At 32.8% G+C, this 23409-nt stretch carries 23 protein-coding genes; 11 read left to right on the top strand and 12 right to left on the bottom strand.

The features are described from left to right. Window positions 1-3 precede the first annotated feature (3 nt). The 3 genes from STERM_RS17045 to STERM_RS17055 are packed head-to-tail and all read right to left on the bottom strand — an operon-like array spanning window position 4 to window position 3122. Entirely contained in the window at window positions 4-1182 is a 1179-nt protein-coding gene (locus STERM_RS17045; protein WP_012862872.1) for a hypothetical protein, read from the bottom strand. After that, window positions 1157-2092 carry a BadF/BadG/BcrA/BcrD ATPase family protein gene (locus tag STERM_RS17050; RefSeq protein ID WP_012862873.1) on the bottom strand — a complete coding sequence of 312 codons (936 nt, stop codon included), beginning with the start codon at window positions 2090-2092 and terminating at the stop codon, window positions 1157-1159. The genes STERM_RS17045 and STERM_RS17050 overlap by 26 nt, the downstream gene beginning before the upstream one ends. Window positions 2093-2102: 10 nt before the next feature. Then, on the bottom strand, window positions 2103-3122 hold the full coding sequence (locus STERM_RS17055; RefSeq protein ID WP_012862874.1) for an ROK family transcriptional regulator: 1020 nt from the start codon (window positions 3120-3122) through the stop codon (window positions 2103-2105). Between the two features lie 323 nt (window positions 3123-3445). Here STERM_RS17055 and STERM_RS17060 point away from each other — a divergent pair, with 323 nt between their 5' ends. The 6 genes from STERM_RS17060 (at window position 3446) to lacG (ending at window position 8727) form a co-directional block, all read left to right on the top strand. Beyond that, window positions 3446-4204 (top strand): DeoR/GlpR family DNA-binding transcription regulator, encoded by a 759-nt coding sequence (locus STERM_RS17060; RefSeq protein WP_012862875.1) that lies wholly within the window; start codon window positions 3446-3448, stop codon window positions 4202-4204. 129 nt (window positions 4205-4333) lie between these two features. Further along, complete coding sequence (gene lacA / locus STERM_RS17065; protein ID WP_012862876.1) at window positions 4334-4756, top strand: galactose-6-phosphate isomerase subunit LacA; 423 nt, start codon at window positions 4334-4336, stop codon at window positions 4754-4756. A gap of 42 nt (window positions 4757-4798) precedes the next feature. Then, window positions 4799-5314, top strand: coding sequence for a galactose-6-phosphate isomerase subunit LacB (lacB, locus tag STERM_RS17070; protein WP_012862877.1), 516 nt, complete (start codon window positions 4799-4801; stop codon window positions 5312-5314). Between the two features lie 23 nt (window positions 5315-5337). Then, entirely contained in the window at window positions 5338-5652 is a 315-nt protein-coding gene (locus STERM_RS17075) for a PTS sugar transporter subunit IIA (protein WP_012862878.1), read from the top strand. Between the two features lie 16 nt (window positions 5653-5668). Beyond that, window positions 5669-7309: a PTS lactose transporter subunit IIBC gene (locus STERM_RS17080; RefSeq protein WP_012862879.1), complete on the top strand. Its 1641-nt coding sequence runs from the start codon at window positions 5669-5671 to the stop codon at window positions 7307-7309. Between the two features lie 11 nt (window positions 7310-7320). Continuing rightward, window positions 7321-8727, top strand: a complete 1407-nt coding sequence (gene lacG / locus STERM_RS17085; RefSeq protein ID WP_012862880.1) for a 6-phospho-beta-galactosidase — start codon at window positions 7321-7323, stop codon at window positions 8725-8727. Between the two features lie 92 nt (window positions 8728-8819). Here lacG and STERM_RS17090 read toward each other — a convergent pair whose 3' ends face one another. Beyond that, on the bottom strand, window positions 8820-9389 hold the full coding sequence (locus STERM_RS17090; RefSeq protein ID WP_012862881.1) for a DKNYY domain-containing protein: 570 nt from the start codon (window positions 9387-9389) through the stop codon (window positions 8820-8822). A 53-nt stretch (window positions 9390-9442) separates the two neighbouring features. Beyond that, window positions 9443-9859, bottom strand: coding sequence for a hypothetical protein (locus STERM_RS17095; protein WP_012862882.1), 417 nt, complete (start codon window positions 9857-9859; stop codon window positions 9443-9445). 618 nt (window positions 9860-10477) lie between these two features. On the opposite strand from STERM_RS17095, the gene STERM_RS17100 reads away from it, so the two are divergent. The 4 genes from STERM_RS17100 to STERM_RS17115 are packed head-to-tail and all read left to right on the top strand — an operon-like array spanning window position 10478 to window position 15167. Next, a complete protein-coding gene (locus STERM_RS17100; RefSeq protein ID WP_425277049.1) occupies window positions 10478-10735 on the top strand; it encodes a (2Fe-2S) ferredoxin domain-containing protein in 258 nt (85 codons plus the stop codon). A 48-nt stretch (window positions 10736-10783) separates the two neighbouring features. Beyond that, the gene (locus STERM_RS17105) at window positions 10784-12514 is read left to right on the top strand and encodes a [Fe-Fe] hydrogenase large subunit C-terminal domain-containing protein (RefSeq protein ID WP_012862884.1); all 1731 of its coding nucleotides are present in this window, start codon (window positions 10784-10786) and stop codon (window positions 12512-12514) included. Next, window positions 12507-13685 (top strand): SpoIIE family protein phosphatase, encoded by a 1179-nt coding sequence (locus tag STERM_RS17110; protein ID WP_012862885.1) that lies wholly within the window; start codon window positions 12507-12509, stop codon window positions 13683-13685. Before STERM_RS17105 ends, STERM_RS17110 begins: the two co-directional genes overlap by 8 nt. A 15-nt stretch (window positions 13686-13700) precedes the next feature. Then, window positions 13701-15167, top strand: a complete 1467-nt coding sequence (locus tag STERM_RS17115; RefSeq protein ID WP_012862886.1) for a 4Fe-4S dicluster domain-containing protein — start codon at window positions 13701-13703, stop codon at window positions 15165-15167. A 113-nt stretch (window positions 15168-15280) separates the two neighbouring features. On the opposite strand, the gene STERM_RS17120 is transcribed toward STERM_RS17115, so the two are convergent. The 7 genes from STERM_RS17120 to STERM_RS17150 all read right to left on the bottom strand — a co-directional run bounded on the left by STERM_RS17120 (window position 15281) and on the right by STERM_RS17150 (window position 22152). Beyond that, window positions 15281-16042, bottom strand: a complete 762-nt coding sequence (locus STERM_RS17120) for a histidine phosphatase family protein (RefSeq protein ID WP_012862887.1) — start codon at window positions 16040-16042, stop codon at window positions 15281-15283. 37 nt (window positions 16043-16079) lie between these two features. Beyond that, window positions 16080-17507 (bottom strand): family 1 glycosylhydrolase, encoded by a 1428-nt coding sequence (locus STERM_RS17125; protein ID WP_012862888.1) that lies wholly within the window; start codon window positions 17505-17507, stop codon window positions 16080-16082. Between the two features lie 48 nt (window positions 17508-17555). Continuing rightward, window positions 17556-19403 carry a beta-glucoside-specific PTS transporter subunit IIABC gene (locus STERM_RS17130; protein WP_012862889.1) on the bottom strand — a complete coding sequence of 616 codons (1848 nt, stop codon included), beginning with the start codon at window positions 19401-19403 and terminating at the stop codon, window positions 17556-17558. Continuing rightward, the gene (locus STERM_RS17135; RefSeq protein ID WP_012862890.1) at window positions 19400-20257 is read right to left on the bottom strand and encodes a PRD domain-containing protein; all 858 of its coding nucleotides are present in this window, start codon (window positions 20255-20257) and stop codon (window positions 19400-19402) included. The genes STERM_RS17130 and STERM_RS17135 overlap by 4 nt, the downstream gene beginning before the upstream one ends. Before the next feature lie 341 nt (window positions 20258-20598). After that, on the bottom strand, window positions 20599-20838 hold the full coding sequence (locus STERM_RS17140) for a hypothetical protein (protein ID WP_012862891.1): 240 nt from the start codon (window positions 20836-20838) through the stop codon (window positions 20599-20601). Window positions 20839-20874: 36 nt separating this feature from the next. Further along, entirely contained in the window at window positions 20875-21348 is a 474-nt protein-coding gene (locus STERM_RS17145) for an NTF2 fold immunity protein (protein ID WP_012862892.1), read from the bottom strand. Between the two features lie 87 nt (window positions 21349-21435). Continuing rightward, window positions 21436-22152, bottom strand: coding sequence for a GntR family transcriptional regulator (locus STERM_RS17150; RefSeq protein WP_012862893.1), 717 nt, complete (start codon window positions 22150-22152; stop codon window positions 21436-21438). A 248-nt stretch (window positions 22153-22400) separates the two neighbouring features. Here STERM_RS17150 and STERM_RS17155 point away from each other — a divergent pair, with 248 nt between their 5' ends. Continuing rightward, window positions 22401-23393, top strand: a complete 993-nt coding sequence (locus STERM_RS17155; protein WP_012862894.1) for a phosphoheptose isomerase family protein — start codon at window positions 22401-22403, stop codon at window positions 23391-23393. Window positions 23394-23409 lie beyond the last annotated feature (16 nt).

The following is a 23409-nucleotide window of genomic DNA, read 5'->3' on the forward strand; positions in this document are numbered from 1 at the left end:
CTCCTATAACTTATTTTCATTCCATAATTTTATATATATATCCAGATGTTCCAAAGGCATCCTCATAAGATCCCATGACAGTACTATTCCGTCTGTTCCTGAATTATAGAAACTGTTTATTGATCTTTCCAAATAATCCGTATCGGATAATGCAATATCTTTTATTTTGTTGAATTCCAAGCCGGAACAGATATTCTTTATATCAAATTCTTTTTTTAACTGACAAAGCTCATTTTCCATATATCTATCGCTTATTTCTTCCTCTGATTCATTTATAAATCTAAAAAACTCCTTTTTTATATTTTCAGAATCTTTATTTGGAAAGCTTTTTGAATAACTTTCTATTTCAAACGGTATTCCCGCAGGTGCATATGTGGCTCTGTAGTACATCGGCTTTATGAAGTCCGCCATACTGCTTAATTTTATGATGTTCTGTCCTGTAAAATAGGCAATATGCGGTGCAAACAGATCAAGTCCTATTTTCAGATTCTTTGATCTGAAAAAATCCGTTAATTCTTCCAAAGTATCATTTATACTCTCTTCTTTAAATTTGAAAAAGCTGTCTATTATCGGATCCGAAAAATCAAACTTAAAATTTTTGTAGTCTGATATACCCATTGGATTTTTATTTTCCGAATTGCTGTCTGAAAATATATCTTCTATTTTTCTTTGTAACTCAGCAGCATTTATTCCGCTTTTTTTCATTTTATCCTTACATGTATCGCAAAAACATGTAAATACGGATTCGGGATTATTTGAGAAAGAAGGATATCTTATTTTATCCAGAAAAACTCCGTCTATATCATAATCTGCCAGATACTCCAAAAAGATTGATTTTATATTTTCTATATTATTCTTATCATTCGGACAATAAAAATTAAAGTTTTCGTCTTCCTGAAATCCGGTACTTTTGATGTTTTCATTCCGGTAGTTTATAACATCCTGAAATTCCCTGAAATAATCCAGCTCTGAAAATACAGGAAGCCAGAAATGAAGCTCAATATTATATTTCTTCAGTGATTTTTTCAGTTTTGCATAGAATTCCTTATTAAGCGCCCAGCCTATAATTACTCCGTTAACATCTGCCTTTTGAGCCACAAACTTAATTTTTTCCATTAATTCCTCTAAATTTATAATTTGGTTTTTAAAGCCTCCGCTAAAAACCTGCAGATAAGTTTTCATAATTTTCTCCTTTTGAATCTAATATTTCCAAAGCTAAATTCAGGCATCCCTCCACTGCTTCCTTATCATTTAGAATAATATTTATATTTTTCATTTTGTCAGTATGCTGTATTTTTTCCTCCAGCAGTCCGTAAATCTTTTTATTCTTTATAACACTTCCTGACAGAACCAGATCAGCCTTCTCACTGTTAAAATCTGCGTAGAGCTTTTCAGTAACTGTGTAAAAGAAATCAGAAATTCTGAGTGCCAGCTTATCGGCATATTCGCTTTCCGCAGTAAGAACAAATTTAGTTACTGATGCAATTGATTTTACATCTGTAAAGTTTTCCTGAATATATTCAAAAGGATCGCTGTCTTTTATATATTTTTCAATAAATTCCTGAAATATTGCATCTTTTGGGTATAAATTTTCCAGATATAAAAGCAGATCTTTCAAAAATTTTCTTCCAATCCAGTATCCCGAACCGATATCGCTTATCTCTGCACCCCAGCCGCCAAGTCTGTTTTCCCTGTTTTGATTATATGAAAAACTTATTGACCCTGTTCCTGAAATAATAATTATTCCGTCTTTGGCAGAACAGGCCTTAAAAGCTACCTTGGCATCATTGTAAATAAATACCCTGTCTTTTATCCCGATGTCTTTTAGTATCTCTTTAAATATTTCATAATCTTTTTCTGTATCACAGCCTGCTGCTCCCAGTACAAAACAATCAATATCCTTTATTTCGAGCTTTTCCTGCTTTAGTATTTCCTGCAGTCCTGCTTCCATATTTTCTTTTGTCTTTTCAATACCGATATTTTTAAAGTTTGTTTCACCGGTTTTCAAATAATGTTTTCTGTTTTCAGCAGTATTCAGCAGACAAAAACTGGTTTTTGTACCGCCGCCGTCAATCCCTATAATATAAGCCATTCTGTTTCTCCTAATCCTTTGAATAAAATATTTCCAATGCATTTGTAATTGTACCCTCTTCACCTAAACCATCATTTTCTATCAGTATTATTTTAGGAAGATATGTTTTTTTAAAGAATGTTTCTAATCTTTCATTCAAAATTTTAATTTCATTTTTTTGTATATAATTTGTCTCAATAAAAAGTATTTCAGGATTCAGTGTAACTATAATTCTCAAAAAGACAAATAATAAAAATTCTATTTTTTCCTCTGATTTCATTTTTTCCACAAAATATTTTTCGGCATTTTCAGAACTCATAACATCATATCTGCTTAAATATTCTTTATCTACTCCCAGATATGTGAACTCCCCGCTTAAATTGGAATATCCTTTATATAGGGTTCCGTCAGATATTATTCCGCCTCCTATATTGTTTTTTATGAAAAAATACACCAAATTTTTGTATTTTTTATACTGATTCCTGTTATGGAGAGCCTTAATTGTAAGGTTAATGTCATTTTCCACTATTACAGGAATCTGTAGTTTTTTATTCAGGGCAGCAATGATATTTTTTCCTTCCAGTTTCGGAAATGAAGGTATTTCTGTTATTTTATTGTCTTCTCCCAAAATCCCCGGTATCCCTATGGATATTACACTAATGCAGTCTTTTAGATCAAGCTCTTTTATGACCTGTAAAATTTCAGAACAAAGAATTTTTTCAGTAAAGCTGTTTCTGTTTTCTATATCAAAAACTCTTGTTTCCTGAATGCTTCCCAAATTATCGGTTATCGATATTTCCAGTCTGTCTTTTTCGAGATACACTGCCATCAGTTTTCTGTAGCTGCTGTTGATTTTATAAAAAGACGGAGGCTTCCCCTCAGTTTTCTTACGATCTGAAACTTCCTCCATAAGAAAGTTTTTTTCTACTAACTCATTTACATATTTATTTATTGTAGTTAAGCTGACAGACATCATTTCAGAAATTTGGGGCTTGGTTAAAGTATTATGTTCTTTTACGAGATTTAGTATAATCTTCTTCTTTTCCAGCATTTTTCCACCACTTTTCAATTTTTTAGTTAATAAATCAAGTTGATATATTAATGCTATAGTTTACCCTGAATTTTTTTTTTGTCAATATGCCGGAAAAATTTTCAGGCAATATTTTTTTAAAATAATAGTCAACGCCTGAATAATCAGCTGCAATATAAGTCGAAAAAAAATTGTCTGAGTTTTTCAGCTTTATCTTTTAGTAATTTATCTTCTGATTTTCGGCTAAATATAAAAGTTGACAAGCAGAGTTAATAAAGGTAAAATTAAAATAACAAATAAAAACATTTTGTAACAAAAATATATAAACACTTTTGGGAGTTGAAATGAAAGAACAAAGAATAGACCTTATAATGAAAGAAGTGGAAAAGCACGGAATTGTCTCGGTAAGTGATTTGATGAAAAAACTCGGCGTTACCAGAATGACTATAGGACGTGATCTGAAGCTGCTGGAAGATTCCGGCATGCTGAAAAGAACTCATGGCGGTGCTGTGAAAAATGATGATTTGAATCTTGTAGAGCTGACACACCTGCAGAAAAAAAATATAAATATATCAAAAAAAGAAGAAATAGGAAAGCTCGCAACTGATTATATAGAAAACGGGGATATAATATTTATAGGTGCAAGTACTACTAATGAATGTCTGCTGAAAAATATAAAGAATAAACGGATAAGAATCATTACCAATTCTTTTTATATATTTGAACAGTATAAAGGAAATAAAAATTTTGAGCTGATACTCACAGGTGGAGCATGGCGGGAAAAATCAGGTGCATTCATAGGAGAAATAACAGACAGAATTCTGTCAGAGATAAAAGTAGACAAGAGCTTTATAGGGGCTAACGGAATCAAGGATAATAATGTAACGAATTCCAACAAGGAAGAAGCAAGCCTTCAGGAGATCATTATGAAAAATTCCCAGAAAAATTATGTACTGATTGACAGTAATAAATTTGATTTAAAAGATTTATATACTTTTTACCCTACTGATAAAATCGACGGGATAATAACAGACAGCAGACTTAACCCGAATATCAAGAAAAAATATGAAAAATACACTAAGGTTATTAATACTTTTAAATAAAAGAACATCTTTTTTGAAGATGTTTTTTTATTTTCTATTGACAAATAAAAAAAACAGGTTATAATAAACATATAACAAATTGTAACATTTTATAACAAAATTTAACAAACAAAAAATGGAGGAAGACAAATGAAAATAGGTATAGGCAGTTCAGAAGGCGGAAAACATTTAAAAGAAGAAATAAAAGAATATCTATCGGCTAAAGGCTATGAAATAACCGATTACACAGATGAAAAAAATGATATCTTTGATATTTCACATAGAATATCAGAAGCAGTAATAAACTCCGAAATAGAAAAAGGAATCATTCTGGATGATTACGGAATTGCACCTTTTATGATATGCTCAAAGCATAAAAAAATAGTCTGTGCACAGGCTGCAGACGAGCATTCGGCCAAAATGACAAGAGATCATAATAATACGAGCATTATAACAATCGGATATGAAATTACCGGTAAGGCTCTGGCAAAAAGTATCTGTAATGTATTCGCAGCTTCTGATTATTCAGGCGGAAGACATCAGGTAAGAGTAGATATGCTCAATAAAATGTAATTAATCAGAAAAAAACTAAATAGTACAGGAGGAAACAAAATAATGAAAATAGCAGTCGGATGTGATCATATTGTAACAGATACTAAAAATGAGGTTGTTAAATATCTCAGAGAAAAAGGACATGAAGTTTTTGATGAAGGAACTTATGATTTTCAAAGAACACATTATCCTATATATGCCAGAAAAGTAGGTGTAAAGGTATTAAATAAGGAAGCAGATTTCGGAATAGTAATATGCGGAACCGGTGTAGGAATATCAAATGCGGCAAGTAAGGTTCCCGGTGTAAGAATTGCACTTGTAAGGGATGTTCTCACGGCTAAAACAGCAAGAGAAAAACTAAATGCAAATGTATTGGGACTCGGAGCAAGAATAACAGGAATAGGTCTTATTCAAAATATAATAGATGAGTTTCTTGCGGCTGAATATATAGAAACAAAGGAAAGTAAAGAACTGATTGAAAAAATAGATAATTTGAAAAAAGAATATGAAGAGATAAAACAGGAGAATTTTTTCGATGAATTTATTGAAAAATGGGATCAAGGATTTTATCACGATTAAAAAAACAGGAAAAGGAGAGAGTTATGACTAAAGAAGAAGTAACTATGATAGGATTTGAAATAGTGGCCTATGCCGGCGAAGCAAGATCGAAGCTTTTAATGGCAATAAAAGAAGCAGAAAACTCAAATTTTGAAAAAGCGGAGAAGCTTATAGCCGAAGCTAATGAGGTATTGCTGGAGGCTCATGGGCAGCAGACAGAAATGATACAGAAAGAAGCTGCCGGGGAGACTAATGAACTTGGCTTTATAATGGTTCATGCACAGGATCACCTTATGACAGCTATGTTATTAAAGGATCTTACACAGCATTTTATAAATTTATATAAAAAGTCTAATTAGGACAGGGGTGAGAAATATGATGAAACTGGTAAAATGGATAACGAAAATGCAGCCGTTTTTTAATAAAATATCTAATAATCCATATCTTCGTGCAATAAGAGACGGATTTATAAGTCTGATTCCCGTAATATTATTTTCAAGTATATTTTTACTTATAGCATTCGTACCAAATGCTTTCGGGTACTTTTTGCCCGATAATATTGTTACAGTATTGATGAAGGCTTATTCATTATCTATGGGGATTCTGGCAATTCTGATGTCAAGCACTATTGCAAGAAGTCTTACAGATAATTTCAACCTTAAAATGCCTAAAACAAGACAGATAAATACAGTATCAGTAATGATAGCAGCAATAATATCATTTCTTCTGTTAAGTACTGACCTGAAAGACGGGGCTATTTCTCTTGATTATCTGGGAACAAAAGGTCTTCTTACATCATTTATAATAGGCTTTACAATTCCTAATATATATAAATTCTGTGTAGGAAGAAATATTACAATCAAGCTTCCCAAGGAAGTTCCGGGAAATATATCACAGACATTTGCTGATATAATTCCTATATCACTCTCAGTATTATTTTTCTGGGTATTTGATATTTTAGTAAGAAAATTCATAGGGGTAGGTTTCAGCGAATTTATTCTGGAATTATTCAGACCGTTGTTTTCAGCAGCTGACGGATATATAGGACTTGCAGTTATTTTCGGAGCTATGGCATTTTTCTGGTTTGTGGGAATACATGGTCCGTCAATAGTGGAACCGGCAGTTGCCGCTATATATCTTACAAATGTAGAAGTGAATTTTCAGATGTTCAGTAAAGGAGAGCATGCTACAAAAGTTCTTTCACAGGGCTCTCAGTATTTTGTGGCAACTTTGGGAGGAACCGGGGCTACACTTGTAATAATATTCATGATGGCATTTATAGCTAAATCAAAGCAGCTGAAGGCAGTAGGAAAAGCCTCTTTGATTCCGGGACTGTTCGGTGTTAACGAGCCTATTCTGTTTGGTGCTCCTCTGGTATTGAATCCGGTATTTTTTATACCGTTTATACTTACACCTATTATCAACGTATGGCTACTGAAATTTTTTATAACTTTAGGGATGAACGGCTTCGTCTACAATCTTCCGTGGACAACACCGGGACCTCTTGGATTAATAATAGGAACTGGATTTTCTCCTCTGGTATTTCTACTGGTTCCGCTGCTTCTTGCAGTAGACTTTGTAATTTATTATCCGTTTTTGAAAACTTATGATCTGCAGCTCATCAAACAGGAAGAAGAGGATAATACTGCCACAGAACGGCCGAAGGAAGAAATTAAGGATGAAAAAATCTATGATATAAAAGATAAAAAAATATCCGTGCTTGTCTTATGTGCAAACGGAGCAACAAGTGGAATGCTTGCCAATGCAATAGCAGAAGGAGCAAAACAGAAAAATATGGATCTTGAGTCGACTGCAATGGCATATGGTCAGCATAAAGAGGTGCTGGATCAGTTTGATCTGATTATACTGGCACCGCAGATGGCTTCAATGCTTGATGAACTAAAAGTGGAAACAGATAAAGCAGGAATAAAATCAGTTTCTACAGGGGGAAAAGAATATGTAGGTCTGACCCGGAACCCTGAAGAGGCATTAAAATTCGCACTTAAGAATATATAGGAGGAATAAAAATGGAAAGATTGCCTGAAGATTTTATTTTCGGGGCTGCAACTGCGGCATTTCAGGCTGAAGGAGCAGTTAACGAGGACGGTCGGGGAAAATGCTACTGGGACGAATACCTTCACAGGGCAGAAAGTACTTTTAACGGTGATACTGCCAGTGATTTTTATCATAAATACCGTGAAGATACTGCCTTGTGCAGGGAATACGGAATAAACGGGATAAGAATCTCGATAGCATGGACTAGGATAATACCGGACGGTTCGGGAAAAGTAAATCAAAAAGGAATAGATTTTTATAATGACATGATTAATGCCTGTCTGGAAGCTGGAGTAGAGCCGTATGTCACGCTTCATCATTTTGATACTCCTCTGGAATTGTTTAAAAACGGCGATTGGCTGAACAGAGAAAATACAGAGCATTTTGTAAGATTCGCAAAAATATGTTTTGAAAACTTTGGAGACAGGGTAAAAAAATGGATTACAATAAACGAGCCTTGGTCTGTAGTAGCAGGACAATATATAATAGGACATTTTCCGCCGAATATAAAATATGATGTGCCAAAAGCCGTACAGGCAATGCATAATATGTGCACGGCACATGCAAAAGCCGTTATTGAATATAAAAAAATGAATTTAAACGGGGAAATAGGAATAATTCATATTCTGGAATCTAAATACCCAATATCTGAAAAGCCTGAGGATATAAGAGCAGCTCTTCTTGAGGATACGCTGGCAAATAAATTTATGCTGGATGCTTCGTTAAAAGGCTCTTATTCCGAAAGTACAATGCAGATTATACTGGAAATTCTGGAAAAATATGATGCAAAGCTTGATATAAATGAGGATGAACCGGATATTCTGAGAAAAGGAGCCGAGTTAAATGATTTTCTGGGAGTTAATTATTACGCAAGCCACTTTTTGAAAGGATATGAAGGTGAAACTGAAATATATCATAATGGCACTGGAAAGAAAGGGACAAGTATTTTTAGAATAAAAGGCGTGGGTGAAAGAGTAAAAAATCCTGAAATTGAAACAACTGACTGGGACTGGCCTATTTATCCAAAAGGTTTATATGATATGCTTGTCAGAATAAAAAATGAATATCCTGACTGTCAAAAATTATACGTAACAGAAAATGGCATGGGATATAAGGATGAATTTATAAACGGTAAAATAGAAGATATTCCAAGAATAGATTACATAAAAAAACATTTAGCAGCTATAAATCAGGCAATTACTGCGGGAGTTAACGTAAAAGGATATTTTGTCTGGTCGTTAATGGATGTTTTGTCATGGACAAACGGCTTTAATAAAAGATACGGGTTATTTTATGTAGATTTCCAGACACAGAAAAGATATCCTAAAAAAAGTGCTTACTGGTATAAAGAAACAGCAGAAAGTAAAGTTATAAAGTAAGAATACAAATATAAACTGAATTGAAAACAGAACTAAAAAAATCCAGTCTTTTATCAAAATCTAAAGGACTGGATTTTTTCTGAAAAGTCTTATTATTTTAACTTGACTATTCTTCCATCTCTGTAGTAATTATTTTTATCTTTTGCATTATATTCAACACTTGATCTTATCATTTCGGGATAAGACCTAAAAGTCTTTATATCAAAATTTTTCAATTCTTTTGATAAATAATATACTTTTTTGTTATCTTTGGAATAACCGTTTTCTAATATCTCAAACTTTTTTATATTCGCATTTTCAATTATTCCATCCATGTAAAAACCTCTTTGAATATAAATATTTTTTCCGTCTGACATATAATAAATTTGTGACTTTTCTCCGAGTGGCTTAACAGTTTCCGGATTTATACCGTCTATTACTTCAAAGCCTATATACATACTGTTGTTGTCCTTGTAAAAATAAACATTTTCTTTATCCTTATACCAGCTGCCTATTACATGTTCAAATGTTTCACAATTCATTTTATATGTGGCAAACTGCGGATGTGTAACTCCTTTTTTGACGGCTGCACCGCACTCTCTCTCTCCAATACCTTTGATTTCTTCAAAAGAAAAAAGATTTACCGACAATGATAGACACACTACTGCCATTAACTTTTTCATTTTAATTTTCTCCTTTGTTTTAATTTAGATGCTGATATTTCTTTTACCAGATTTTATTCTGTATATTCTATCCATATATCATTTTTTTCTTCTGCTGTTACTATTTCTTTCTCAGAATTTATAATTTTATTTCCATTATTGTCTATCCATATACTGTTTTTTGCGGCGGCTTCCTTTTCTGTAATTCTAATTTGATTTTCTTTTTCTTTTTTGATTCTCTCCTGATTTTTTTGTATTATTACTGATTTTATATATTTTACACCTGTCCATAAAATTTTTACAGAATAAACAACTATAAACATAGCAGCATAAAATATAAAAATAAGTAAGCTTTTCCAAAGTGAGTCAGAGGAAAGCTCAGAATCTTCAAAATTAGTGTGATTTTTATAATCAGTATTACTGTGATTTTTGTATTTTTTACTGTTCATACTTTTTTCAAACTCTCTTTTTCTTCGTTCGGATTTATACATTTTTTCCCCCTGTCAGATTAAAAAATTATATACTATTTTCATTATTAAAAAACATATCTATTTACCTGATATATTAATTATATAAAAAAACACCGACTTTGTCCAGTCTTCTGAATATTTATAATACTTTTTGCAAAAGAATAACACATATATTTATCTTTCTCTCTTGAAAAAAACAACATTAATTTTAAAAATATAATCATAAAAATAAAATTAATATATCAGAGAAAAATAATAATAAATAAATATTTTGTATATCAAAAATTTTTATATAAAGTATAATATTTTTATCTATATAATATAGTATCATTATCCTAGACACAGATATAAAATTTATACATTATTTAAAATACTTTGATTTACTAATTAAAATTTAAAATATATTATATAATAATCAAAAGTTTAAAAAGATAAAAATATATTTTAAATTGACAAGATTAGATATTATCTATAATATTTAATCTATAGATGCAATATATATTTTAATGTGTTAATATCAAACAACTCAAAGATAAAAAAATCACAATCTTTTGATAAAGTTATTTTTTATCAATTGTAAATATAGATATTAAATCAAATATTTGTGAAAAAATAAACTAAAATATCAAAATGAAAGGAGTGATAATTTTGGAACTGGCGGTTTGCATAGGAAGCTCATGTCATTTGAAAAAATCAAGAGAAATTATCCAGTTAATTGAACAGGAAATCAAAGCTAATAAATTAGAAGATAAATTGGTTTTGGTAGGCTCTTTTTGTATGAATGAATGTTCGAATCACGGAGTTTGTATAAGATTTAATGATAAAAAATATTCATTAAATACAGAACAGATAAAAAGTTTTTTTGCCAAGGAAGTTCTCGGTATTTGTTATAATTAATCTGCTTTTTACCGGAAAATCCTGTTTTTGACAAGTAAGGAGAGAAAAATGAGTTACATAAGCGTAAAAAGTTTAAATTGTAAAAACTGTTACAAATGCTTGAAATACTGTACGGTTAAGTCAATAAAATACAGAAATGACAAGGTCGAGGTTATTGATGAAAAATGTATTTTATGCGGCGAGTGTATAAATATATGCCCTCAGGAAGCTAAAAAAGTAATAAGTGACATTGATAAAGTAAAAGAATTAGTAACAAATAAGAATGTGAAAAAAATAGTAAGTATCGCACCATCATATATATCAGCCTATCCTGATAAAAATAAACTGGTTTCCGGATTATTAAAATTAGGATTTGACGGTGTAGAAGAAACAGCAGTCGGAGCTGCATATGTAACAGAAGAATATAAAAAATTAATTAATAAAATGGAAATGGACAATATATTAACAAGCTGCTGCCCCACTATAAATCTGATGATATCAAAATACTCTCCGGAATTGATAAATAATCTGGCTCCTGTACTATCCCCTGTCTTAGTACATGGAAAACTTATAAAAGAAAAATATGGTCCGGAAACATCTGTTATTTTTATAGGCCCTTGCTTATCAAAAATATATGAGATAAATCAAGATGAAGACAGCAGAAATGTTGATTTTGCAATAACATTTCAGGATTTGGACAAATGGCTCCTTGATGAAAATATAAATTTAGAGACCATTACACCAAAAGAATTTGATACGGACTCTCCGTATTCAAGAGTCTACCCTATCTCTCAGGGAATATTATATGATTTGAAAAATCATTTCAAAGATAAAGACAGCGGAGATAAAATCAGTAAATATGACTTATTAAGTGTAAGCGGCCTGAAGGATGTAGAAAATATACTGAATGAAATCTCAAACGGAAAAATCAAAAATGTCTTTATAGAGATCAACGCCTGCTCCAATGGCTGTGTAAACGGTCCAATGATGCCCAAGAACAGGACTTCTGTTTTGGAAGACACTATCAAAATAAAAAGATATGCTGAGGAAATTAAAGATAACGAAAATAAGTTTGATCGAAATGATTTGAATAAGAAATTTTTTAATGAAAAAATAGAAGATTTTATTCCGGGCGAAGATAAATTAAAGGATATACTTATGCAGATAGGGAAAATCAAAAAAGACGACGAGCTGAACTGCGGAAGCTGCGGCTATGATACATGCCGGGATAAGGCAATAGCTGTTTATCAGGGAAAAGCAGAGCTTTATATGTGCCTGCCCTATATAAGTGAAATGGCTCAAAGCCTTTCTAATGTCACTTTGAATGTTACTCCTAATTATATTATAGCAGTGAATGAAGATATGAAAATTAAAGAGTTTAATCTGGCAGCACAAAAATTATTTAAAATTTCCAGAAATGATGCACTGAATAAGTATTTATTTGATTTTATAGATCCTTCTGATTTTGTAAAAGTATTTGAAACTCAAAAAGATATAAGAAAGAAAAAGGTAAGATATGAAAATTTGGGAATTACTATAATACAGACAATAGTATATGTCAAAGATCAGAAAATAGCCATGGGAATATTAAAAAATATAACAGAAGAAGAAGAAAACGTAGAAAAAATGTATAACTTAAAATTAGATACGGTTAATATGGCACAAAATGTTATTAATAAGCAAATGAGAGTAGCTCAGGAAATAGCAAGCTTATTAGGGGAAACTACTGCCGAAACCAAAGTTACACTGAATAAATTAAAAAAATTGATAATAAATGAAGGAAATAATATAAATGAATAAACAAAAATATGTGGATGTCAGTTATAAAAGCCTGAATAAATATACAGAAGAGCTTTGCGGAGACCGGGTAGAAATAGTAAATACGGAAAACGGTGTAATTATTGTTTTATCAGACGGATTGGGAAGCGGTGTAAAGGCTAATATATTGTCAACATTAACTTCTAAAATTATTTCCACAATGATGAAAGAAGGCGCTGACATAGAAGATACTGTTGATACCATAGTAAAAACCCTTCCTGTATGCAGTGTAAGAAATCTGGCATATTCTACTTTTTCTATTTTACAGATCTCCCATCAGGGTGAAGTCTATCTGGTAGAATTTGATAATCCGGGCTGTATTTTTATAAAGGATGGGAAATTAAGCAGGATTGAATATACTCTAAGAGAAATTGCCGGAAAAAATATTAAGGAAGCAAGATTTAATGTTAATGAATCGGATGAACTGCTGTTAATAAGTGACGGTGTAGTTTATGCCGGAGTCGGAGCACTGCTGAACTTAGGATGGAGCTGGGATAATGTAGCAGATTTTGCTGTCGAAAAATTCAAACAGGAAAAGACATCGGCAAGAATGACATCTCTGCTGTCAGAGGCATGTGCCGACCTTTATATGAATGAACCCGGCGATGATACTACAGTAGTAACTGCAAAGATTATCCCCAAAAAAGTCGTTAATATATTTTCCGGTCCGCCCGAGAGGATAGAAGATGATGAAAGAGCCGTTTCTGATTTTATGCAAAATGAAGGATTAAAAGTAGTATGCGGCGGAAGTACAGCGAATATTACAAGCAGAATTCTAAAAGAAAGTATAACAACTGAATTAAACTATATAAATCCGAATATTCCTCCAATTGCCAGAATAAAAGGAATAGATCTGGTGACAGAGGGTGTATTGACACTTAGAAAGGCTTTGGAAATAATAAAAAAATATTTGGATGATCCCACGGAAAAAATAAACATAAATCTGATAGATGAGTCTCATGGTGCATCATTACTGGCTAAAATACTAATGGAGGAATGCACTCATTTACATTTATTTATCGGAAAAAAAATTAATCCGGCACATCAAAATCCTAATCTTCCTGTTGATTTAAGCATAAAGCTGAGATTATTAGAAGATTTATACAATGTAATGGAAAAAGCCGGAAAGGTAGTTGAACGCAAATATTATTAAAAAGAAGGAATCTATATGGATGAAATTAAAGATGCTGATCAGATAAAAAATGAAGTCTTACAGAAAACAGCAGAATACGCTTTTAAAAATATACTGGCAGAAAAAGCAGAAGATATACCGTTTGAAATAATATCCGGAATAAAGCCTCAATTCAGATGCTGTGTTTACAGGGAAAGAGAAATCATAAGACAAAGAGTCAGACTGTCAATGGGGCAGCTTCCGAGAGATGCGGTATATACAGAATTAGAGCCTACCCAGGTAGTACATGTAATACCCTGTGCATGTGAAGGATGCCCGATTGTTAGATTTACAGTTACAGATAACTGCCAAAACTGTTTAACAAAGAAGTGTATCAAATCTTGCGCATTTGGAGCTATTTCAGCTACCAAAAAAGGTGCATATATAGATAAACAGTTATGTAAAAAATGCGGTAAATGTGTGGCAAGCTGCCCTTATCATGCGATAGTAGATATAGAAAGACCGTGTAAAAAGTCGTGTCCTGTGGATGCAATAGAAATAGACGAAAACGATATAGCAATAATAGACAGCACAAAATGTATTAATTGCGGACTCTGCATAAATAACTGCCCTTTCGGAGCCATTTCCGATGTTTCCATGATGACAAATGTTATTAATACTTTACTTACTAATGATAATGTTTATGCTATGATAGCTCCGGCAATAGAAGGCCAGTTCGGACCTGATGCATCGATAGGGGTAATAAAAAACTGGATTAAAAAGCTGGGCTTTAAGGATGTATATGAAGTAGCCTTAGGAGCTGATGCAGTAGCATACAGAGAAGCAGAGGAATTATCGGAAAATTTTAAAAACGGGAAAAAAATGACTTCATCATGCTGTCCCAGTTTTGTAAATTTAATATCTAAATATTATGGTAATTTAGTCGAAAATATATCGACAACAATTTCTCCAATGGTTGCTACAGCACGCCTGATAAGAGAAAAGGATCCTGAAGCTGTCACAGTATTTATAGGTCCCTGCGTTACCAAAAAAAATGAAGCATTGAGCCTGTATATAAAAGAAGTTAACTATGTTATTACTTTTGAGGAGCTGGCAGCTATGTTTGCAGGGAAAAATATAGACTTATCTGCCGGTGAATGTGATGAAAATTCGGCAACCAGCTATGGAAAAGGCTTTGCCAAATCAGGCGGAGTTGCTGCTGCGGTGTTAAAAGTACTGGAAGAAAAAGGAATAAACGAGGACATAAAAATATTAAACTGCAACGGAATCGATGAATGTAAAAAAGCATTGCTGATGTTAAAAGCCGGAAGACTGAAAGAAGACTTCATAGAAGGCATGTCCTGTGTTCACGGATGCTTAGGAGGTCCTGTAAATCTAAAAGCTGTAAATGAATCCAGAAAAACATTTGATAAATATCAAAAAAATCAAAATGATAATATCTTAAAAAACAATGTCTCAAAAAAATTGGACACAATAGATATTCATAAGGTATCTAAAACTTAAGATATTTTTACTATTCTTTTATTAAAGACTGTGCAGAAGAAAAGCTTTCCAGTTTTTACACCGGAAAGCTTTTTCTTTTTACTGACTTTTTTATACAGCATTCTTATAATATTTTATTCCATATAAGAAACATCTCCTACTTTGACAAGAGTATATACTCCGTTTTGAACTTTTACAATAGTAAGACTGCAATTCCCTATACTCTCTCCCTTATACTGCTCAGGAACATATATAGATAAAATAGTAGGAATTTCACTCCCGTGAGAAACAATAAGTGCATTTCCTCCGCCCTTCATTTCTGTTTCTTTTACCATCTGTTCAACTGCTTCTTTTGAACGCTTTATTATAGCATCATAGTTTTCGGCTGTTTGTGTAGGATCATTTTTAGCTATTGCATTAGCCATTTCTTCATCAGTCATAGCTGCTGTAAGCTCTTCCCATGTTGACCAGTCTGCCTTAAATTCTATACCTTTTTCTTTAAACAGCGGTGTCCATAAATCAGCATCATCCCGTCCTTCATATCCGCCGTATCCCCATTCACGAAGTCCTGTAAGCTCTTTTATTTCCAACTTTCCGTTTTTATTTTCAGACAGGATTATTTTTGCAGTAGAACGTGCTCTTCCCATATCACTTGAATATGCTGTACGAAAAACAACATTTTTCAATCCTTTCCCGGCCTTTTCAGCCTGTGAAATCCCTACATCGGTTAACGGACTGTCAGCCCATCCCTGAACCTGACCTGTAGTATTAAACATTGTCTTTCCATGTCTTATAAAATAAAGATAAACTGCTTTATCCTGCTTGTCAGTCTTCCCATAAAGAATTGAAGCTGTAAGGATAAAAATAAACAGAACTAAAAATGACTTTTTTTTCATATCTTCCCTCCAAAAATTTGTAATTTATAATATTTTTTTATAATTCACTGCCATTTGATTTTATGACATTTTTATACCAGTAAAAAGATTTTTTCTTTTTCCGTTCCAAAGTGCCTTTGCCGTTATCATGTTTATCTACATAAATAAAACCATACCGCTTCTTCATTTCACCGGTTGTTGCACTTACCAGATCAATCGGTGCCCATGTCAGATAGCCGAAGCATTCGACATGATCTTCAATAACAGCTTTTTTTATTTGCTCAATATGCTTTTGCAGATATTCAATACGGTAATTATCCTCGATATTTCCGTTTTTATCCGGTTCATCTACAGCTCCCAGACCATTTTCGGTAATAATGACAGGAAGACCGTATCTGCGATAAACATAATTTAGTATATATCTCAAACCGACAGGATCAATGGACCAGCCCCATCTGCTTTTTTCCAGATAAGGATTTTGTATACCGCCGAATAAAGTCTCTTCATCATTTTCACTGCCTTCATAACGAGATACACTTGAAGAATAATAATTCAATCCAATGAAATCTATTTTTCCTTCTGCAAAGGCCTGTTCATCCTCATCTGTAATATCAAGACTTATTCCCTGCTCCTGATATTCACATAGTTTATAACCGGGAAATTTTCCGTTGCACATTGCATCAATCTGATAAAATTCATGCTCGTTTTCTTTGAAAGCATTCATAACATTTACAGGATTACAATTAAACGGATATACCGGTGTCAGACCAAATACACATCCTATTTTATTGCCGGCATCTATATCATGACCCAGTTTTACAGCTTTTACACCTGCCAAAGTCATGTTATATCCTATTGTCGCAAGTGTTTGCTTTTTATCCTCCATTTCAGAATACTTTAAACCCGCAATAATATATGTGAAAATATCTGATGCTTCTGTCTGGGGATCAATGTGATTCATTTCATTAAATGTAGACCAGTAGTGAACTTTTCCTTTTAACGCTTCATACATTGTTTTACAGAATTTTAAATAAAAATCTATTACTTTTCGATTTGTCCATGAACCATATTCAGTGACTAAATGAACAGGCATTTCAAAGTGATATAATGTAACTACAGGCTCTATTTTATGCTTCAATAATTCATCCACAATATTTTGATAAAACTGAATTCCCAGTGCATTTGCTTTTTCTTCATCACCCTTTGGATATATACGGGACCAGTCAACAGAAATACGCAGTGCTTTAAAACCCATTTCGGCAAATAAAGCAATATCTTCTTTATAATTATGATAAAAATCAATTCCTTCATGAGAAGGATATATTTTACCTTCCTCGATTGTTTTAGTTATTTCTCTTGGTTTTTCATAAGTACCCTGTGTTACCAGATCCATAATTCCCACACCTTTGCCGTCTTTATCCCACGCTCCCTCGCATTGATGGGCCGCTATACTTCCACCCCATAAAAAAGACTTCTTCAATACCATAAATAACCTTCTTTCTTTTCGTATATTAAATTAATTTCTAAAATATACTTATACTATTACCGTAAAAATTTCACAGTCTTTTGTTACAGCACCGGATGCTGTAGGAATCACATCCAGATAATCCGGAGTATTTGCTACAATTACAATAATTGTCGGATCATAGCCTGCTTCTATTATTCCAGAAAAATCAACTTTTGATAATAACTGCCCCGGTACTACCCTGTCTCCTTCTTTAACAACTGTTTCAAAATACTTTCCTTCAAGCTCCACTGTGTCCACTCCGATATGAATCAAAACCTCAATACCGCTGTCAGTTTTAAGCCCTATTGCATGTTTTGTAGGAAATACCACAGTTACTTCCCCTTCCAGCGGAGAAACAACCTCATTGGAACTTGGTATAATTCCTATACCTTTCCCCAATGCCCCTGTTGAAAACGCCTGATCCTTTATATTTTCAAGCTGCACGGCCTCTCCCTCTGCTGCTGATGAAAAAATGACTTTTTTATTTAACGGCTTGCTGTCCCCGCCGGGAGCCGCCACGGTATCTTTCGATTTTTCTTCAGAAGGAATTCCTAAAATATATGCTGCTATTGCTGCACCGATAAAAGCTATAACAACACTGGCAACCATAAAAATCAAGTTGGAAAAATCCTGATTCTGGGCATAAGACGGTAGTCCCATTAATCCCCAGACCATAGAATAAGTCTTGACTTTCATAAATCCGGCAAACAATCCCCCAAGACCTCCGCCTATTATAACAGCAATAAACGGTCTTCTAAATTTGATAAACGCCCCGTAAATTGCCGGCTCAGTAACACCCATCAATGCACTGAAGCTGACTGTTCCAAATAACTGTTTCTGTTTCATTTCTTTGGCTTTGAAAAAATAACCCAGCATAGCACCTGAAACTGCTATATCAGAAATCGTTGCTGCTCCAAGAAAAATAGGATCATAACCCAATTTATTCAAAAAATTTAATGAAAGCGGCATCATGAAATTTCCCGCACCCAGCATAATTAAGAAAGGCTGCAGGGCAGCATATAACATTACTACTATCCAGCTTCCGAATGTATTATTCAACAATTCAAAAAACCATCCGATTCCGTCTCCGATCCATATACCGATCGGCCCGAAAAACAGTAATGTTACAGGCAGGCAAATAACCATGATCAATACAGGATTTAAAAAATACTGCAGGAACTGCGGAATTCGTTTTTGCAGAAAAACTGTTAATTTCCCCATAAACCACACTGCTAAAATTATCGGAATAAATGAATTCGCATAAGTAGTCTGCGGCAGTGAAATTCCAAAAATACTTAATCCCTCAACCCCGTTAATAGAAGTCGATACTAAAGTCGCTGCTAAAGCTACCGCTAAATACGGGCTGGCTTTCAAACGTTTTGCACATGACATTGCAATTAAAATAGGCAGAAAATAAAATACTGCTTCACGAATTGAATTCAACAGCAGAAACGTAGACCCTTCCTCAGACAGAATCCCAGTAATGGTAAATAATGATAAAAAACCTGCAAGCAGACCTGATGCAATGATCGGCTCAATAACCGGCGTCATTATCTCTGATACCAAGTCAAGCATTGCTTTTAACGGATGCTTCTTTTCCTTGGGCATATCGTCTCCCTCAGCATTTTTTAGATCAAGCATTGAAATTAATTCGGCATGAACCTCATTTACGTGGGTTCCTACTATTACCTGATAAGCCACATTATTGGAAACAACATCAACTACTCCGTCCAGAGCTTTTAGTTCATCTGTTTTTGCTTTTGATCTGTCTTTAAGTGTAAATCTCAATCTGGTCATACAATGAACGACACTTTGAATATTCCCTTTTCCTCCTACCAATTCTATAATTTTTTTATTAAATTCTTTATATTTCATTTTTCTTCTCCTTTCAAAGTTTGTTTGTCTGAAATACGATGAATATGAAGCATTAAATACGTTTCTTCATCAATTGTTAAATTACAGTTATATTTTTTCTGAACATAAATCCTTATTTTTTGGACACAGTCATAGGCATTGCTGTATAAGGTTTTTATCTGCTGGTTCAAAACTTCGTCACCAATTACAGAATAAGGGCTGTTACTCGACACACGCTGTATAAAATATTGGAGATGGGTCATTAATCTCATATAATCCAAAGAATTTTCATCAAATGTTATCTGAAAATGATAATGAATAATGGAGATGATATCTTTCAGTGTTTCCATAGAATGTATTGCTTCATCAAGATTACTTTTTCCTTCTTCCATATTTACAAAGTGCAGTGCGATTGATACTGCCTCATCAACGGGGAATTCAGAGCCGATCTGCTCTTTTATTAAATCCAGTGCATAAATACCAATCTGAAAATGCTTCGGATAAAATCTTTTGACCTCCCATGTCAGAGGACTGCGGATAAACTGCCCTTTTTGCGCACGTTTAAGCGCAAATTCAATATGATCCAGCAAAGTCAAATTTAAGTAGTCGTTAGATTTTTTCCCTAATTTATCTTCACCGTATTTTATGATCTGATTGACCAGGGTAATATGATTCGGTTCAGAATGAGACAGTAAATAACTAAAATGCTCTAACATATCATTTGAATCCAGCACATACGTTTTTTCAATTTCATTTTCATATATAACTTGTCCAACTTTCTTTCTAAATGCTATCCCTTTCGCATAGACAATAATCTCATTCATTCCTCGTTTAACAATGACTACATTGTTATTCAGAATTTGACTTATTTTCACTTAATTTTCTCCTTTCCAAAAAAAAATCCCAAACTAACTAAAAAAGGACATTTTTAGCTAATTTGAGTTCTGCCTGCATCTATATCAGTTACATACTCACTAAAAGTGACTGCTGCGCCACTCTCATTATTTTTATGTTACAAGTATATTACATAAATGTTATTTAGTCAAGAGAGCAGATAAAAAATATTATTTTTTTTGCTGAAATGAACAGGGCTCTAATATTTAGAAATGCAGCAATATTTCTAATTTATTAAAAATATAAAACTTTACCATTCCTTCGTAAAATTTCATTATACTATAGCAAATAAATTTTCTCTATAAACTTTATGATAACAATTCTATTTATTTAGAATCTCTAATAATAATTTTTCAATTTTATCAATCTTAAAATGTAAATATTCAATCTGTTTTTCTATTTCTTTATTTTTATTGTAAGATTCTAACATACTTTCAATCAAAATTTTCTTTAAAGTTTCATGATTCTCAATCAATTCAACAGTTCTGTTTTCTGTATTATAAATACTTTTTCTAAGCTGTGCTTCTAATACATCATCTATAATATCCCCAATTAAACTCATAACTTACTTTCTCCTTCAAAATTTTTATCCATAGAACTAAAGTATCATCAAACTCCATTTTTCACTTCTGTAACGTCTGTTTTTATAACTATCAATTTTCCATAAACCGGCCTTTTTTAATAAAATAAAAAGATACTCGTCAGAAAAATTGGTATCGGTTTTTACAAATACTTCAGCACGATTCTTATTTTTTAAAATTACAGAAGTTTCGACCGGTTTTTCTATACCTGCGAATTTTAAGGGAAAACCAAAACTTGTTCTGTTTTTACCTCCATAAACCCGGTTTTTATCAGTACAAAATTCATCAAATAATGGTGTAATAAAACTAGAAAACTTGGCAAACCAATCTGTACGTTTTACATAATAATAGTCATCTCCCTGAAATTTCAGCTTCAATTCTTCTTCTTCCTGTTCATGCAATTTATAAATATTATCTTCTATCTCATTCCATTTTCCTCCATACTTCATAACTATATAAATTAAATAATCTTCAAGAGTCTGTTCATTCATAAATATCCTTTCCTAAAAAAATAATTTACTCCGCTTTCTAAATATAGTTTTTTAATAATAATTTTACTTATATAAATAAATTTATTTTCACTTTAAAGCATATTTGAATTTATCTCCTCTCACTACCTGCTTTGTAATATGAAGCGGCTTATTATAACTGTCATAAACATAATCTTCCACCAGCATTAAAGCTGACCCTCTGGGTACATCAAGAAGCTCTGCTTCCTGTGCAGAAGCATAGCATAACTCAATAGTTTTACTGCCGGCAGATGGTTCTATTTCATAATCTTTCCTTAACACTGAGTACAATGAACCGTTTAAATTTTTTGTCAGCAAAGAATCATAATCTTTTGTGAACCAGGTTGTTTCAACACAAATCGGAAGTGCTTCAATACTTCGAAGACGAATAATCTTTAGAAGTTCTTCTGCTCCGTCTAATTGAAAAAAACGTTTCTGATCCGGTGTTGCAGTTTCATAATACCTGCTAATTGTATTAGTGATTAAAGATTTTCCCATAGCATCTACATTTTCCGTAAAACTTAAAAAAGTAGATGAAGAATTTTTAAATTTAGGACTTGCCACAAAAGTCCCCTTACCATGTATTTTTACTAGAAGCCCCTCTTCTGACAAAAGTGAAATCGCTTTACGGACAGTGCTTCTGCTAATTTTATAAATATGGCTTAAGTCAAATTCAGAAGGTATTCTTTCATCCTGTTTAAACCGACCTTCAAAAATGTCATTTCTGATTATATTGGCAAGCTGTTTGTATAAAAGCTCGCTAGTTTCGTTATTTAATGTATCCATATCGGACCTCCTGAGTACTTATCTATTTACAATAAAATATATTTCTTAATATACACCTTAATTCATAAAAAATCAAGATGTATTGTGATGTCCTATATAAATATTACAAAAAATATATTTTCCATATAAAATAAATTATAAAAACAAAAAATACTTTACATAAAACTACAAGTATGCTAATATAGCAATATAACAAGAGACGTATCAAGACGTCTTCTATTTTAAAAATTTTAGAAAAGGAGAACAAAATGACTATTCAAGAAGAGGTAAAAAAAGTAATAAAAAAAGTTTTAAAAGAAAAAGAAACATCCGGAGGTATCAAAAATGTAGTGTGGATTGCGGCCGGAGGATCATATGGCGGTTTCTATCCAGCTCAGTATTTCATGGACAGAGAATGTCGAAATCTGCGTTCACAATCTTTTACAAGCAATGAATTTGTTTATGCTGTACCGGAATTTGTCGGCGAAAATACTTTAGCAGTTATTTGTTCTATGAGAGGTACAAAAGAAACCTGTGTCGCAGCGAAAGTTGCAAAAGAAAAAGGAGCAGCTACAATTGGATTATATGTCCAGGAATCGGAATTAACTGAAATATGTGATTACAATATTAAATATGAAAGCATTGCCATTGACACAAGCAAAACAGAAAAAGTAAATTCCAGCATTGGTCTTAATCTTGCTATGACATTGGTAGAAATAACTGAAGGTTATGATAATTACAGTGATGCGATGGATGCATTCGATATTGTGGACGATACTTACCGAAAAGCTGTAAATTACACTACTCCTCTGGCCAAAGAGTGGGCGGAAAAGAATAAAAACGAAAAAGTCATTTATGTGATGGGAAGCGGTCCGGCCTGGGGCTCAGCTTATATTTTTTCCATATGCAATATTGAAGAAATGCTCCAAATTGATTCTCCCGCCATAAATTGCTGTGAGTTTTTTCATGGTCCGTTTGAAGTCCTTGATAAAAATACTTCTGTTTTTTTGTTAGTATCTGAAGGAAGAGTTCGTCCGGCTGATGAAAGAGTTATTACATTTTTAAAAAAATACGGCGGAGAAAAAATAAATATTCTTGATGCTAAAGAATTGGGAATTAACAGAATTAAAGACAGTGTAAGTGAATATTTCAATCATGTGCTTTTCTCTCCTATTTTGAATAATGTATATATGCGTCAGTTGTCTTATGCCATTAAAAAAGATTATAATACCCGCAGATATATGTGGAAAGTAGAATATTAAAAAAAGAAAAGGAGAA

Source organism: Sebaldella termitidis ATCC 33386 (assembly GCF_000024405.1).
Classification (GTDB): Bacteria; Fusobacteriota; Fusobacteriia; order Fusobacteriales; family Leptotrichiaceae; genus Sebaldella; species Sebaldella termitidis.

Excerpts from the sequence above, each read along its gene's own strand:
- STERM_RS17045 (WP_012862872.1), bottom strand. The coding sequence starts at position 1,182 with ATGAAAACTTATCTGCAGGTTTTTAGCGGAGGCTTTAAAAACCAAATT.
- STERM_RS17050 (WP_012862873.1), bottom strand. The coding sequence starts at position 2,092 with ATGGCTTATATTATAGGGATTGACGGCGGCGGTACAAAAACCAGTTTT.
- STERM_RS17055 (WP_012862874.1), bottom strand. The coding sequence starts at position 3,122 with ATGCTGGAAAAGAAGAAGATTATACTAAATCTCGTAAAAGAACATAAT.
- STERM_RS17060 (WP_012862875.1), top strand. The coding sequence starts at position 3,446 with ATGAAAGAACAAAGAATAGACCTTATAATGAAAGAAGTGGAAAAGCAC.
- lacA (WP_012862876.1), top strand. The coding sequence starts at position 4,334 with ATGAAAATAGGTATAGGCAGTTCAGAAGGCGGAAAACATTTAAAAGAA.
- lacB (WP_012862877.1), top strand. The coding sequence starts at position 4,799 with ATGAAAATAGCAGTCGGATGTGATCATATTGTAACAGATACTAAAAAT.
- STERM_RS17075 (WP_012862878.1), top strand. The coding sequence starts at position 5,338 with ATGACTAAAGAAGAAGTAACTATGATAGGATTTGAAATAGTGGCCTAT.
- STERM_RS17080 (WP_012862879.1), top strand. The coding sequence starts at position 5,669 with ATGATGAAACTGGTAAAATGGATAACGAAAATGCAGCCGTTTTTTAAT.
- lacG (WP_012862880.1), top strand. The coding sequence starts at position 7,321 with ATGGAAAGATTGCCTGAAGATTTTATTTTCGGGGCTGCAACTGCGGCA.
- STERM_RS17090 (WP_012862881.1), bottom strand. The coding sequence starts at position 9,389 with ATGAAAAAGTTAATGGCAGTAGTGTGTCTATCATTGTCGGTAAATCTT.
- STERM_RS17095 (WP_012862882.1), bottom strand. The coding sequence starts at position 9,859 with ATGTATAAATCCGAACGAAGAAAAAGAGAGTTTGAAAAAAGTATGAAC.
- STERM_RS17105 (WP_012862884.1), top strand. The coding sequence starts at position 10,784 with ATGAGTTACATAAGCGTAAAAAGTTTAAATTGTAAAAACTGTTACAAA.
- STERM_RS17110 (WP_012862885.1), top strand. The coding sequence starts at position 12,507 with ATGAATAAACAAAAATATGTGGATGTCAGTTATAAAAGCCTGAATAAA.
- STERM_RS17115 (WP_012862886.1), top strand. The coding sequence starts at position 13,701 with ATGGATGAAATTAAAGATGCTGATCAGATAAAAAATGAAGTCTTACAG.
- STERM_RS17120 (WP_012862887.1), bottom strand. The coding sequence starts at position 16,042 with ATGAAAAAAAAGTCATTTTTAGTTCTGTTTATTTTTATCCTTACAGCT.
- STERM_RS17125 (WP_012862888.1), bottom strand. The coding sequence starts at position 17,507 with ATGGTATTGAAGAAGTCTTTTTTATGGGGTGGAAGTATAGCGGCCCAT.
- STERM_RS17130 (WP_012862889.1), bottom strand. The coding sequence starts at position 19,403 with ATGAAATATAAAGAATTTAATAAAAAAATTATAGAATTGGTAGGAGGA.
- STERM_RS17140 (WP_012862891.1), bottom strand. The coding sequence starts at position 20,838 with ATGAGTTTAATTGGGGATATTATAGATGATGTATTAGAAGCACAGCTT.
- STERM_RS17145 (WP_012862892.1), bottom strand. The coding sequence starts at position 21,348 with ATGAATGAACAGACTCTTGAAGATTATTTAATTTATATAGTTATGAAG.
- STERM_RS17150 (WP_012862893.1), bottom strand. The coding sequence starts at position 22,152 with ATGGATACATTAAATAACGAAACTAGCGAGCTTTTATACAAACAGCTT.
- STERM_RS17155 (WP_012862894.1), top strand. The coding sequence starts at position 22,401 with ATGACTATTCAAGAAGAGGTAAAAAAAGTAATAAAAAAAGTTTTAAAA.